We start from the raw sequence: 13,336 nt of genomic DNA, 5'->3' as shown, positions 1-13,336 counted from the left end.
TCCGGTGGTCCTGTCGCTCCTGGCGCTGATCCGTCACGTAACGGATCGGGTCACAGCGCTCGTCCGTCACGGAACGGATCAGGCTCTGTGGCGACCTCACCCCCGATCGCGACGCGGCTGCGCTCGGTCTGGACCGGTCTCGGCAGCAGCATCAGCGCCTCCTCGGCCCTCGGAATCGGGCTTGGGCTCATCGCGCTGCACGTGCTGCTCGCCGTGCTCGCCCCGCTGATCTCGGGCCACGACCCCGTCATGACCGACTCGACCGCCGCCCTCAGCGGCGCGAGCTGGTCGCACTGGCTCGGCACGGACCAGTACGGCCGCGACATCCTCTCGCGCACCCTGCACGGCGGTCAGTACGCGCTGCTCGTGACGTTCCTCGCGACGACGATCGCCGTCGGCATCGGCACGGTGCTCGGCTGCGTGACCGCCTACGCCGACAACTGGTTCGACGAGGTCGTCATGCGGATCGTGGACGCGCTGCTCAGCGTGCCGTCGATCCTCGCGCTGCTCGTCGTCGTGACCGTGTTCGACTCGGGGCTGTGGGTAATCGTGCTCGCCGTCACCGTCGTCTACGCACCGGCCGTGACCCGCGTCGTCCGCGGAGCCGCCCGCACCGTCATCACCCAGGACTACGTCACCGCCGCCCGGGCCCGCGGCGAGGGAGCGCTCAGCATCGTGTTCCGCGAGATCCTGCCGAACGTCACCGACGTGGTGCTCGTCGAGTTCGCGATGCGCGCCTCCTGGATCGTGCTGCTGATCTCGACGCTGTCGTTCCTGGGGTTCGGCGCGAACCCGCCGACTCCCGACTGGGGGCTCATGGTGCAGGAGAACCGCACCGCCCTCACCGTCGTGCCGCTCGGGACCCTCGCCCCCGTCGTCGCGCTCGCCACCCTCGTGATCGGCCTCAACCTCAGCGCCGACGGACTCAGCAAGACGCTCGGCGTGGACCGCGCGCAGAAGGGGGCGATCTGATGAGCGCTCGTGATCTCGGCCAGCCTGGGGGCGCCTCCTTCGGTTCAGGTGTCGGTGCCGGCGCTCGCGGCGATGTCAGCCGAGGAGGCGCGGGTGCGGTCGGCGAGACCGCCCGCGACCTCGTCGTGCGCGTCGACGACCTCTCGATCTCGTACTCGGCGGGGCGACGCGAGGTGCCCGTGGTGCGCGGCGTCAGCTTCGACATCGCGGCCGGTCGCGCACTCGGCCTCGTCGGCGAGAGCGGCAGCGGCAAGTCGACGGTGGCTCGGACGCTGCTGGCGCACCTCCGACGGGGCTCGCGCATCGTCGGGGGCAGCGTGACCGTGGCCGGTTCGGACGTCTTCGCGCTCGACGAGCGGGCCCGGCGGGCACTGCGCGGCGGCACCGCGGCACTCGTCGCGCAGAACGCCGGCCAGGCGCTGACTCCGTCGATGCGCGTCGGCCGACAGCTGCGCGAGGCGCTCGAGAGCCACGGACTGCCCGGCGGACACGAGCGCGTGCTCGAGCTCGTCCGGCACGTGCGGCTGCCCGACCCCGAGGGGATCGTGCGGCGGTATCCGCACCAGCTCTCCGGCGGGCAGCAGCAGCGGATCGCGATCGCGATGGCCGTCGCGGCACGTCCCAAGCTGCTGGTGCTCGACGAGCCGACGACCGCGCTCGACGTCGTCACGCAGTCGGCCGTGCTGGAGCTGATCCGCGACCTCGCCGTCGAGCTCGACATGGCGATCCTGCTCGTGAGCCACGACCTCGGCGTCGTGTCGAGCATGGCCGACGAGATCGCCGTGATGCGCGACGGGGTCGTCGTCGAGCACCGGGCGACCGCGGACCTGTTCGCGGACCCGCGCGATGCGTACACGCGGGAGCTGCTCGCGAGCATCCCGCGCGTCGGCGGCGCGGCCGCCGCTGATCACCATGAACCGGGTTCCGAACCAAGAACCGGGACAAAGCGCGGTTCATCGTTCGGAACGCGGTTCTTGGCGCGCGTGAGTCGCGTGGTGGGCGGTGCCGGGGACGGCGCCGCGCCTCCTGCGGGGGAGTCTGCTGCCGAAGAACCTCGTTCCGTTCAAAGAACCTCGTTGCAGCGTGGTTCTTTGAACGGAACACGGTTCGAAGGAGGCGCGGGTGGCGCTGACGGGACCGGGCACAGCGATGCACCCCGGAGTGGACCGAACACCCCGTCGTTGCGGGGTGCATCGTCCACTACGGGGTTCGCGGGAGGTGCGGGTCGCGTTGACGGCGTCCATCACGTCTCTGAGAGCGCGGGCAGTGACGGCGCGGAGCTGCGCGAGTCGGGTGAGCGCGACGCGGCGGAGGCGGTCGTCGTCGCGCGCGAGCTGGTCGTGCGGTACGGACGCGGGCTGCCTGCGGCCGTCGACCGCGTGTCGCTCGAGATCGGCCGGCGGGAGACGCTGGCCGTGGTGGGGGAGTCGGGCTCCGGCAAGTCGACGCTCGCGACGGCGATGGCGGGGCTGATCCCGGCGGAGTCGGGGTCGTTCACGTTCCGCGGCTCCGACGGCGTCGAGGGCGACCTCACCCAGCCCGTCGCCCGCCGCACCGCCGAGCTGCGGCGGTCGGTGCAGCTGGTGTTCCAGAACGCGGACACGTCGCTCAACCCACGACGCACCGTCGGAGCCGCGATCGCCCGGCCGCTGACGCTGTTCACGGGGCTGACCGGCTCCGCGCGGGCCGATCGGGTCGCCGAGCTGCTGGAGGAGGTCGGGTTGTCGCCGGACTTCGCCGCACGCCTCCCGGCCCAGCTCTCGGGCGGTCAGCGCCAGCGCGTCGGCATCGCCCGCGCGCTCGCCGCCGGCCCCGAGCTGATCATCGCCGACGAGATCACGACCGCCCTCGACGTGCGGGTGCAGGCGGGGGTGCTCGACCTGCTGACGGGGCTCCGCGACGAGAAGGGGCTGAGCTGCCTCTTCATCAGCCACGACCTCGCCGTCGTGCGCGGCGTGGCCGACCGCGTGGCCGTGATGACGGGCGGACAGATCGTGGAGGTCGGCCCGGCCGACGCCGTCTTCTCCGGCCCGAACCACCCGTACACGCAGACGCTCCTCGACGCGACGCTCGACCCGGGCACCACCGAGCTGCCGAGCGTCGGCGACGGCCGCCCGCGCTGGCGCGACGCCGCGGGCTGGGACGACCACGGGAACGGACACCGGATCAAGCACTGGGAGGCGATGTGAGGGACGACGGCGTGACCAGGAGGGCTGCGGCGGGGGCGCGCGGCGCGGAGCGATCCGGTACGGAACGGATCAGCACGGAGCGGTCCGGTACGGGACGGAGCGACATGCACCGGTCCGGCACGGAACGGATCAGGGCCCCGAGGAGTGCCGTCCGGACCAGCGTCCACGGCGGGGAACGCCTGCACGACCGGGCCGGCGACGAGGAGGCGGAGGGCGGCATCGCTGCGGAGGCCCACCTCCTGCGCCGCCTGCGTGAGCGCGAACAGGCCCGAGGCCGGGACGGGAGCGCGTCGTGAGCGAGCAGGGCGAGAAGGCCGAGCAGGGCGCGCAGCGCGCGCAGCGCGACCAGCACGCGCACGGCGCCCAGAGCAACCAGGGCGACCGGTCCGCCGTCCGCGACCCGCGCCTCCTTCGCGACCCGGAACTGCTGCACGAGGTGCTCGTGCGCGACGAGTGGGTGCCGCTGCCGGACGGCACGCGGCTGCACGCGCGGATCTGGGCGCCGCGGGTCGAGCACCCGGTGCCGGTGCTGCTCGAGTACCTGCCGTACCGGCTCGACGACTGGACGGCTCCGCGTGACAGCGAGCGGCACCCCTGGTACGCGGCGCGGGGGTACGCGTCGGTGCGGGTGGACATCCGGGGCACGGGATCGAGCGACGGGCTGTTCGACGACGAGTACTCGGTGCAGGAGCTCGACGACGGCATCGCCCTGATCGAGTGGCTCGCCGCCCAGTCGTGGTCGACGGGCGCCGTCGGCATGTTCGGGATCTCGTGGGGCGGGTTCAACGCGCTCCAGCTCGCCGGTCGCGCGCCCGACGCGCTCAAGGCGATCGTCACGGTGTGCTCGACCGACGACCGGTACGACAACGACGTCCACTACATGGGCGGCGCGGTGCTCGGCATCGACATGGCGGCCTGGGGAGGGACGATGTTCGCGTTCAACTCCCGCCCGCCGCGGCCCGAGGTGGTCGGCGCCGACTGGATCGCGCAGTGGCGCGATCGGCTCGAGCACAACGTGCCGATGACGCCGACCTGGCTCGCCCACCAAGAACGCGACGACTACTGGCGCCACGGCAGCGTCTGCGAGGACTACTCGTCGCTCACCGCCGCCGTCCTCGCCGTCGGCGGCTGGGCCGACCCGTACCGCGACGCCGTGCTGCGCCTGGTCTCCAACCTCGACGCACCGGTCAAGGGCATCGTCGGGCCCTGGTCGCACCAGTACCCGGACCGCGGGCTGGCTCCGGGGCCGGGCATCGGGTTCCTGCAGGAGACGCTCCGCTGGTGGGACCGCTGGCTGCTCGACGAGCCGAACGGCGTCGACGACGAGCCGGCGCTGCGGGCCTGGATCAACGACTCCGAGCCTCCCGCGACGTTCTACGCCGAGCGGACCGGCCGCTGGGTCGCCGCCGAGGCGTGGCCGTCGGAGGCGACCTCGGCGCACGTCGAGTCCCTGTCGCTCCTGACCGGCGGAGAGCACGGACCGGTGTCGGTGCGCTCGCCGCAGAGCACCGGCCTCGACGCCGGACGCTTCTTCCCGTTCGGCAACGCCACCGACCTGCCGCCCGACCAGCGCGGCGAGGACGGTCGATCGGCGTGCTTCGACCTGCTGGTAGTCGGCCGGCCGCTCGACCTGTTGGGGAACGTCGTCGTCGACCTCGCGCTGACGAGCGACCGGCCCCAGGCCACTGTGATCGTGCGGCTCTGCGACGTCGCCCCCGACGGCAGCTCGACGCTCGTCACCCGCGGCGTGCTCAACCTGAACGCGCGCCACGGGCGTGACCAGAACGTCCCGATGGAGGCGGGGGTCGAGGAGGAGGTGCAGGTCGCGCTGGTCTCGACCGGGCACTCCTTCCCGGTCGGCCACCGCCTCCGGGTGGCAGTCTCGTCCGCCTACTGGCCCTGGATCTGGCCGCACCCCGACGAGGCGACCCTCACCATCGACCCGCGGCACAGCTCGGTCACGCTGCCCGTCTGGACGCGGAGCGGCGACGACGGGGTGCGCTTCGAGGAGCCGACCCGCGCGACGCCTCTCGCCGTCCGCCCGCTGCCCGCCGCGTCGGACCTGCCGCAGCGCAGCGTCTCGCACGACGTCGGCACGGGCGAGTGGGTGCTCGACGTCGACCCCGGCTACGGCGGCGGACGCGAGTACCCCGACGGGCTCGTCTTCACTGAGGACAGCCGCGAGACCTACCGCATCACCGACGGCGACCCGCTGTCGGCCTCGGCGGAGTCGCGCTGGGCCATCGGGCTCGAGAAGCCGTCGTGGAGGGCCTGGCTCGAGACGACGTCGCGGCTGACGGCGACCCGGGACGAGTTCGTCGTCGTCAACACCGTGCAGGCGTGGGCTCGCGACGGCGGGCCAGAGGCGCCCGTCGTCGTGGTCGCGGAACGGCAGTTCGAGGACCGGGTGCCGAGGACGTCGGCGTGAGCGGGGTCGGGGGTTCTGGCTCGGGAGCAGTCGGTGCGGGCGGGGCGCGGCAGAAGCCGGCCGTGCGGCGGGCGTCGATCGTGGAGGCGGCGCGCGGGGTGATCCTGCGCGAGGGGCTCGGCGGCACGCGGCTGCGCGACATCGCGGGGGAGGCGGGCGTCTCGGTGGGCACGGTGACCTACCACTTCGAGAGCGTCGCGGAGATCCTGAACGAGGTCGTCGTGCTCGAGACCGCCCGCTTCTACTCGTCGATCATCGAGGCGGTCGACGCCGAGCCGGACCCGGTCGCCGGCGTGCGGATGCTCGTCGAGCCGCTCTTCGCCGCGACCGACGCCAGCGACGAGCACTGGCGGCTCTGGTCGGACTACTGGACGGCCGTCGCGCGGAAGCCCGCGGTCGCCGCGGAGTACGTCGAGCGGATCCGCGTCTGGGAGGCGTGCCTCACGCGGACGCTCCGGCGCGGGGCCGAGACGGGCGCGTTCCCGGCGCTCGTGCCCCGGGCTGGGGCTGGAGCTGCTGGCACGGACGGGGCCGGGGCTGCTGGTCCGGCCGGCGCCGATCGCGCCTCGGAGGTGGCGCTCAAGCTCGCCGCGTACAGCGACGGAGTCGCGACGCAGCTGGCGCAGAAGGCTCCGGGGCTGACGTCGGAGCTGGCGCTGACGTGGATGTGGACGTTCCTCGGGCACGAGACGGGCGCCTCCTTCGCCTGAGGCGTTCTGCCGGTGCTGAACCGGCAGGAAGAGCTGTCTGAGCGACCCCAGAGGACCGTTCGCGCCGGTTCCGCCGCGCGGACGGGTGAGAGGCCCCGGATCGACCTTCCGAGGGGATCGGAGGTCGATTCGGGGCCTCTCGTGAGGGGCGCCGACGCTACGCGCGGCGGCGGCGGGCCCTCACGACCAGCGCGAGGCCGGCGAGGAGCACCAGCAGGGCTCCCGCGGCGAGGGGGAGGGCGTCGCTGCCGGTGAAGGCGAGCGTGCCGTCGGCCTGCGCCGTGTCGGTCGAGCCTCCGGCCGACGTGCCCGCACCTGCGCCAGCGCCCGAGTCGGCACCGCCGGCACCGCCGGCACCCGGCGTGCCCGGGAGCGGGTCGGAGACGGCGGTCAGCTCGAAGGTGCCCCAGGTCTCGGCTCCCGTGGCGTCGGTCTGGCCGACGAGGGTGTGGGTGCCGGCTCCGAGGCCCTCGGGGAGGCGCAGCGTGAGCACCCCGTCGTCGTCACTGGGGTCGTCGCCCAGGTAGACCGGCTCCGAGTGGACGAACCAGTCGAGCGCCGCGCCGGCGAGTCGACGCGGGACGGTCGCGGTGAGCGTGCCCTCCTCCTCGTCGACGGCGGTCACGACCAGCGTGTGCGTCGCCTCCGTCAGCTCGGAGAGCGGCACCGCCGTGGGGTCCTCGTCGCCGGTGCCCGGGTCGACAGGAGGCGTCGTCGGGTCGACGGGAGGCGTCGTCGGGTCGACCGGCGGGGTGGTGGGGTCGGTCGGGTCGACCGGCGGCACCGTCGGCTCCGTCGGGTCGGCCGGACGTGACAGCGTCACCTCGTCGACGACGGTCATGTCCGCGGTGCGGTACGTCGTCATCGCGATGGAGTCGGCCGTGACCTCGACGTTGGTGAAGTTCGGCGTGTACTCCTGGTTCTGCACGGCGCTGAAGTCGAAGTCCTGCGACTGGATGTCGTAGTACTTGCTGCCGCTCGACGAGTTCGCCGTGACGTAGAGCACCTCGTCGCCCTCGGGCGTGACCGTGCCGTCGACCGGCTCGTCGGTGTGCACCGGAGTCGTGCCGCTCATCAGGTAGCTGCGGACGTAGACGTGGTCGTGGCCCATCAGCACCAGGTCGACGTCGAGCTCGCTCATCACGGGCGGCAGCTCGGCGCGGCGCGTGACGATGTCGCCGTCGGTCGCGTGCGAGGCGACGCTGTAGACGGAGTGGTGGAACGTCACGACCTTCCAGCGGGCCTCGTCGCCGTGCTCGGCGATCACCTTGCGCGCGAAGTCGGCGTGGCCGGCGTCGTCACGGTCGTTCGAGTTGAACGAGATGTAGAGGGTGTCCTGGTAGAGGAACCAGTAGTCGCCTCCGGCGCGGTTCGCGTCGGGACGGCCTGCCGTCTCGCTGACGTTCGGCATCGCGAAGTGCTGCTCGTAGGCCTTGCTCGCGACGTCGTGGTTGCCGATGTTGGTCGCGAACGGCAGCGTCTTCGTCTGCGACGGTGCGAGGAACCCGTCGTACTGCAGCTCGTTCGAGGCCGTGTTGACCTGGTCGCCCGCGCTCAGCACGAAGCTCGTGTCGGGGAACGCGGCCGCGGCCTTGCCCATCGTCTCGACCCAGCCGGCCGTGTCGGCGACGGTCTCGCCGGCGCCGATCTGGGCGTCGCCGATGAACAGGAACTCGTAGTCGCCGGTCGCCTGCGTCTCGAAGCTGTACGTCTCCGACCAGCCGTCGGCGTCGCTGCCGACGCGGTAGCTGTACGAGGTGCTCGGCACGAGGCCGGTCAGCGTCGCGTGGTGCCAGTTCTGGCCGTCGGTCGCCACTCCGCTGGTGGAGGGGAACGAGGAGGCGCGGGCCGGGAAGGCGCCGTCCGTCACGTCCTTCGTCAGCGCGAGCTGCGCCTCCTCGGCGCTGGTCGAGTCGGAGTACCACGACACGGCACGCTGCGACTCGTCGGCCCCGATGGCGAGGAACACGTCGCTGATGGTCGCCTCGGCGCTCGCCGAGACGGGCGTGAGCGAGAGGAAGTCGAAGTAGATGTCCGAGCTGGTCGAACGGTCCTGGTAGAGCGCGACCGAGACGGTGTTCTCGCCGGCGTGCAGCAGGGCCGGGTCGACGGTGAACGTCGAGCGGTCGGGGTCGCCGCCGCCGTCGCCCGCGTAGCCGACATTGCCGTCGTGCTCGGCGACGCGGGAGTCCTCGTAGCCGACGACCTTCGTGCCGTTGACGTACACGACGAGTGCGTCGTCGTAGACGACGTCGGCGGTCAGCGACTTCCAGCCGGCGAGCTGGTCGGCGGTGAGGTCGAGGGAGCTGCGGAAGAAGTAGGTGGGCACGTCGACGGTGCCGCCCGGCAGGTACTGCTGCAGCAGGGTGTCGACGGCGTGGCCGCGGCCCATGCCGGTCGCCTTGCCGCCCTTGGCGCCGAAGCTGCCCTGGGCGTTCTTCCACTCAGAATCGTCGAAGTCGTCGGCGGTCCAGCTGAGCGGGTCGGTGCTGCCGGCCGACGGGTCGACCCCGGTCTCGAGGTAGCTCCACGCGGTCGACTCGGTGGTCAGCAGCGGGACGGCGTCGTCGGCGGCCGCCGACGTGACGGTGCTCGTGGCTCCGACGGCGGTGGCCGTGACGAGCAGGAGCGCCGCGGCGACGCGGGCGCGGCGGCCCGGACGTCGTGCGTCGGTGGGGGTGGTGGTCATCCTGGTCCTTCGTGATCGCGGAGGCGCCGCCCCCGTGATCGGGACGGGCCTCGGGCATCAGAGCAGGGGGATGTGGACGACAGGTGTAGCGGGGGTGACGGGTGGTGGTGACAGCTTCGTCGACGGAGGGCTTGACCTTGCCCCAGGGGCACGGTTTCTACTTGTCCTTAGTCGGCGACGAGCGCCGACGCACGACGACACGACGACACGACGACACCGACGAGGAGGCGCCCGTGGCCTGGAGCACCCGCCAGCTGGCCGAGATGGCCGGCACCACGGTCAAGAGCGTCCGCTACTACCACCAGCTCGGGCTGCTCGAGGAGCCGTCGCGGCTGACCAACGGCTACAAGCAGTACGAGGTGCGGCACCTCGTCCGCCTGCTGCAGATCACCCGGCTGACCGACCTCGGCGTGCCGCTGGCGCAGATCCAGGCGGTCGGCGGCGCGGGTGACGACCCCGACGCGGCTCTGCGCGTGCTCGACTCCGAACTCGAGGCGACGATCGAGCGGCTGCAGCGGATCCGCGGCGAGCTCGCCCTGATCATGCAGCACCGCTCGCCTGCCGAGCTGCCCGCAGGGTTCAGCGAGGTCGGCAGCCACCTCAGCGAGGCAGATCGGGCACTGGTCATGATCTGGTCGCGGGTCTACGACGAGTCGGCGATGGACGACCTCCGGACGATCCTGCGGGACGAGCCCCGCACCTCCGACGACGACGAGTTCGACTCGCTGCCCGCCGACTCTGATCGGGCGACCCGCCGCCGACTGGGTGCAGCGCTGGCACCCGGCATGGGACGGCTCTTCGAGCAGTACCCGTGGCTGGCCGACCCCGGCGACCAGGCCCTGCGCGGCGGTGAGTCGGCAACCGCCACAGTCGGCGCGGCCGTCACCGAGCTCTACAACCAGGCCCAGCTCGAGGTGCTCTACCGCGCGTACCTCGTGTCGGCAGGCAAGGACGACGACCTGGCGGCGCTCGATTCTGCGCTGGACGCGGCGGAGGGCGCCGCGTCCGCGCCCGCCGCTGCCTCTGCGTCTACACCCGCCCCTGCATCTGCGCCTGCCCCTGCATCCGGACTCGACCCGAGGACACGACCATGACCGAGACCGACAGCACCACCACCTCCTTCAGCACCGCGCCCCTGCTCGCCGAGGACGTGCTCGTGCTGCTGTTCGACCCGGAGTCGGGCACGATCCGCGCGGAGGGCACGCCTCTGCTGCACACCCTGGCGGGCGCCGTCCTCACCGAGCTCGCCCTCGGCGGAGCCGTCACCGTCGACGAGCACGGGTCGGGGCTCCGCGGGCGACTCGTCCACGCCGTCGAGGGGCGTGAGCCGGCCGACCCGCTGCTCGCGACCACGTGGCAGCGCCTCGCCGAGAAGCCGACCGACCTGCGGTCGCTGCTGCTCGAGATCGGTCCTCGGCTGCGCGGACCGGTGATCGACCGCGTCGTCGAGCGCGGCACGCTGCGCCGCGAGAGCCGGAAGACGCTCGGGTTCATCCCGACGACGGCGCTCGTCGACGGCGGCACGGGGCGACGGGACGAGCTGCTCGCCCTCGTGCGGCCGGTGCTGCTCGACGACCAGGAGCCGTCTCCGCGGTCGGGTGCACTCGCCGCCCTGCTCTCGGCCAGCGGGGCCCTGCCCGCGCTGCACCGCGACCTGCCCTGGTCGGGCGCGCTCTACACGCGGGGGCAGCAGCTGCAGCGCGGCGAATGGGGTGCCGCCGCCACCGGCGAGGCCGTCGCCGCCTCGGCCGCCGCGGTCGCCGCCTCCGTGCTCTCGAACACGCTGTTCGTCAGCGTCGTGCTGCCGTCGCTGCGCGACTGAGCCGCTGCTCGGTCTCGCGCCCCTCCTCCTTCGCTTCGCTCTTCCACCCGGCACCACCCCATCTCTGGAGACCACCATGTCCCGCATCGTCCTCACCGCCTCCTCGGCTGCCAGCGACCCCGGCGGGCCCTTCGCCTGGTTCCAGGAACTCGTCGGCCAGGTGCCCGAGGCCGTCCAGCCGCTGGTCGTCGCGCTCGCCGCGGCCGTCCCGTTCGTCGAGGGCGAGCTGGGAGCGGTGCTCGGCATCATCGGCGGGCTGCACCCGGTCGTCGCGGCGCTCGCCGCATTCACGGGCAACCTGCTCTGCGTCGTCCTCGTCGTGCTGCTCGGGTCGCGGATCAGGGAGGCGCTGGTGCGTCGACGCGCCGCTCGCGGCCTGCAGACGGTGGGGGAGTCGCGCTCGGGGTCGACCGTGCCTGCCGCCTCCGAGGTCGCCACGACCGTCCCCGCGAACGTCGGCGGGTCGACGCGGTTCGCCGGGTTCGCCGGGGCGGGCGCGTCGACTCCGGCTCCGGTCGCGGCCGCGGCCGCGTCTGCGTCTGCGTCAGTGGACACGGCCGAGGCCGTGCCCGAGAACAAGGGCAAGGCGAAGCTGCGCCGCTGGCTCGTGAAGTTCGGCGTCCCCGGGGCGAGCCTGCTGGCGCCGCTCGCGCTGCCCACCATGTTCACGGCGGCGTCGTTCGTGGCGTCGGGCGTTCCCAAGGGCTGGGTGATCCTCTGGCAGGCCGTCGCGATCGCCGCCTGGACCACGCTCACGACCCTGATCGCCACCGGCATCCTCTCCGCCATCGGCTAGCCCGCCGCCGACCGGCCGCTGAACCGGCAGAAAGTGCTCTCCCCGAGGTGGGGAAGAGCACTTTCTGCCGGTTCACCCGCGGAGGGAGAGGAGGGACCGCTTCAGATGGGCGGCGGCCTCGTGGCCGACACGGGACATGGCCTCACGGGTCTGCCCGCCGACGTGCGGCGTGAGCACGACGTCGGGACGGTTCCTCAGGGGGTGGTCGCCGGGCAGGGGCTCCACCGTCGTGACGTCGAGACCGGCGCCGGCGAGGTGACCGGAGTCCAGGGCGGCGACCAGCGCCTCCTCGTCGACGACGCCGCCGCGCGAGGTGTTGACGACGACGGCTCCGGCGGGCAGCAGGGCCAGCTGCCGCGGCCCGATAAGGCCACGGGTCGCGTCGGTCAGGGGCACGTGCACGCTCAGGGCATCGGAGGCTCGGAGGAGGTCGTCGAGACCGGCCGGCTCGGCCCCGGCCTCGCGGACCGCGTCGTCGCTGAGGTGCGGGTCGTGCGCGACGACGTGCATGCCGAGCCCGTCGCGGGCGATGCCGGCGACGAGCTGTGCGATGCGGCCGTAGCCGAGCAGGCCGAGGGTGGCTCCGGAGAGCTCGCGGCCGATCAGCGACGCGCGATCGCCAGGCGCGGCACCGGTACCGGTACCAGCACTCGCACTCGCACCAGCACCGCTGCCCGTGAGAGCCGGCCCGAGCCCGCGGCGCGTGATCATCAGCAGGGCGACGGCGAGCTCGGCGACCGACCGGCTGTTGGCCGCGGGAGTCGTCGTGACCTCGATCCCGAGCTCCGCAGCGGCCGCCACGTCGACGGTGTCGAGGCCGACTCCGTGGCGGGCCACGATCCGCAGTCGCGGGGCCTCGCGCATCATCGCTCCGTCGACGCGGGCGGTGCGGAGCAGGACTCCCTGCACCTCCGGGGCGACGTCAGCCCAGGAGGCGGCCGTCACGCCCCAGCCGAGACGCACGTCGGCCCACTCCGCCAGGGACTCGACGACCGCGCCGTCGATCGGCCGCGGCACCCAGACGACGGGCCGGGCGGACTCAGCCACACCCTCAGCCACGCGGCACCAGCCGTCGGTTCGCCTCGCGCCGCTCGCCCTCGCCGCGCAGCAGCTCGTGCGTCGCTGCGACCACGTCGTCGACACGACCCGCGGGCACGATCGCCACTCCGTCGTCGTCGCCCACGACCCAGTCGCCCTGGGCCACCGCGACCCCGCCGACCGCCACCGTCTCGCCGAGGCGGTACGGGCCGGTCTTCCACGGTCCCGCCGGCGTCACGGCCCGGGCGAACACGGGGACGCCGACGCGCTCCAGCTCGACCACGTCACGGGCTGCGGCGTCGAGCACGATGCCGCCGACGCCCAGCGCGAGCGCCTTCTCGGCGACCAGCTCGCCGATCAGCGCCCGCGTCTCGTCGCCGCCGCCGGAGACGACGAGGATCTCGCCTCTCCTGATCTGCTCGAACGCGGCGTGCAGGCCGGCGTTGTCGCCGGGACGGGTCCAGACGGTGAACGCGCGCCCCGAGAAGGCAGCCCCGCGCCAGAGCGGGCGGATGCCGTCGGCGACGCCGAACCGCTCCATCGCGTCGGAGATCGTGGCCACGGGCAGCTCGCCTGCGGCGGGCCAGGCGGCGTGCCCGGCATCAGAGGGTCCGGATGCGGAGGACTCGGCGGTCTCGGGCTGCTGCGGGTCGGGCTGGGGCATCGTCGCTCCTGTCGTTCGGGGTGGTGAC

At 73.1% G+C, this 13,336-nt stretch carries 10 protein-coding genes; 7 read left to right on the top strand and 3 right to left on the bottom strand.

Translation table 11 applies throughout. The features are described from left to right. The first annotated feature begins 87 nt into the window (after positions 1-87). From JOE35_RS10705 to JOE35_RS16135, 4 genes are all read left to right on the top strand, one after another. Positions 88-972, top strand: a complete 885-nt coding sequence (locus JOE35_RS10705; RefSeq protein WP_243833307.1) for an ABC transporter permease — start codon at positions 88-90, stop codon at positions 970-972. Beyond that, positions 972-3,161 (top strand): ABC transporter ATP-binding protein, encoded by a 2,190-nt coding sequence (locus JOE35_RS15650; RefSeq protein WP_245186094.1) that lies wholly within the window; start codon positions 972-974, stop codon positions 3,159-3,161. Before JOE35_RS10705 ends, JOE35_RS15650 begins: the two co-directional genes overlap by 1 nt. A gap of 292 nt (positions 3,162-3,453) precedes the next feature. Next, the gene (locus JOE35_RS10695; protein WP_307803043.1) at positions 3,454-5,589 is read left to right on the top strand and encodes a CocE/NonD family hydrolase; all 2,136 of its coding nucleotides are present in this window, start codon (positions 3,454-3,456) and stop codon (positions 5,587-5,589) included. Then, complete coding sequence (locus JOE35_RS16135) at positions 5,586-6,299, top strand: TetR family transcriptional regulator C-terminal domain-containing protein (RefSeq protein WP_307803042.1); 714 nt, start codon at positions 5,586-5,588, stop codon at positions 6,297-6,299. The genes JOE35_RS10695 and JOE35_RS16135 overlap by 4 nt, the downstream gene beginning before the upstream one ends. A gap of 157 nt (positions 6,300-6,456) precedes the next feature. Here JOE35_RS16135 and JOE35_RS10685 read toward each other — a convergent pair whose 3' ends face one another. Further along, positions 6,457-8,988 carry an FN3 domain-containing metallophosphoesterase family protein gene (locus JOE35_RS10685; protein ID WP_209561064.1) on the bottom strand — a complete coding sequence of 844 codons (2,532 nt, stop codon included), beginning with the start codon at positions 8,986-8,988 and terminating at the stop codon, positions 6,457-6,459. Between the two features lie 233 nt (positions 8,989-9,221). Between JOE35_RS10685 and JOE35_RS10680 the strand changes: the two genes are divergently transcribed. From JOE35_RS10680 to JOE35_RS10670, 3 genes are all read left to right on the top strand, one after another. Then, on the top strand, positions 9,222-10,082 hold the full coding sequence (locus JOE35_RS10680) for a MerR family transcriptional regulator (RefSeq protein ID WP_209561063.1): 861 nt from the start codon (positions 9,222-9,224) through the stop codon (positions 10,080-10,082). Continuing rightward, positions 10,079-10,810 carry a GPP34 family phosphoprotein gene (locus JOE35_RS10675; protein WP_209561062.1) on the top strand — a complete coding sequence of 244 codons (732 nt, stop codon included), beginning with the start codon at positions 10,079-10,081 and terminating at the stop codon, positions 10,808-10,810. The genes JOE35_RS10680 and JOE35_RS10675 overlap by 4 nt, the downstream gene beginning before the upstream one ends. A gap of 76 nt (positions 10,811-10,886) precedes the next feature. Then, positions 10,887-11,606: a small multidrug efflux protein gene (locus JOE35_RS10670; RefSeq protein ID WP_209561061.1), complete on the top strand. Its 720-nt coding sequence runs from the start codon at positions 10,887-10,889 to the stop codon at positions 11,604-11,606. A gap of 72 nt (positions 11,607-11,678) precedes the next feature. Here the strand turns inward: JOE35_RS10670 and JOE35_RS10665 are convergent, their stop codons facing one another. Then, positions 11,679-12,653, bottom strand: a complete 975-nt coding sequence (locus JOE35_RS10665; protein ID WP_209561060.1) for an NAD(P)-dependent oxidoreductase — start codon at positions 12,651-12,653, stop codon at positions 11,679-11,681. Positions 12,654-12,657: 4 nt separating this feature from the next. Next, positions 12,658-13,308, bottom strand: a complete 651-nt coding sequence (locus tag JOE35_RS10660) for an RraA family protein (protein ID WP_209561059.1) — start codon at positions 13,306-13,308, stop codon at positions 12,658-12,660. Positions 13,309-13,336: the final 28 nt, after the last annotated feature.

The organism is Frigoribacterium sp. PvP032 (genome assembly GCF_017833035.1).
In the GTDB taxonomy this organism is placed as follows: domain Bacteria; phylum Actinomycetota; class Actinomycetes; order Actinomycetales; family Microbacteriaceae; genus Frigoribacterium.
The sequence above is the reverse complement of the archived record's forward strand: the minus strand, read 5'-3'. Positions and strand labels throughout refer to the sequence as shown.

What these genes read in the sequence shown, in the direction of transcription:
- JOE35_RS15650 (WP_245186094.1), top strand. Translation starts at nt 972, where the DNA reads ATGAGCGCTCGTGATCTCGGCCAGCCTGGGGGCGCCTCCTTCGGTTCA.
- JOE35_RS10685 (WP_209561064.1), bottom strand. Translation starts at nt 8,988, where the DNA reads ATGACCACCACCCCCACCGACGCACGACGTCCGGGCCGCCGCGCCCGC.
- JOE35_RS10675 (WP_209561062.1), top strand. Translation starts at nt 10,079, where the DNA reads ATGACCGAGACCGACAGCACCACCACCTCCTTCAGCACCGCGCCCCTG.
- JOE35_RS10670 (WP_209561061.1), top strand. Translation starts at nt 10,887, where the DNA reads ATGTCCCGCATCGTCCTCACCGCCTCCTCGGCTGCCAGCGACCCCGGC.
- JOE35_RS10660 (WP_209561059.1), bottom strand. Translation starts at nt 13,308, where the DNA reads ATGCCCCAGCCCGACCCGCAGCAGCCCGAGACCGCCGAGTCCTCCGCA.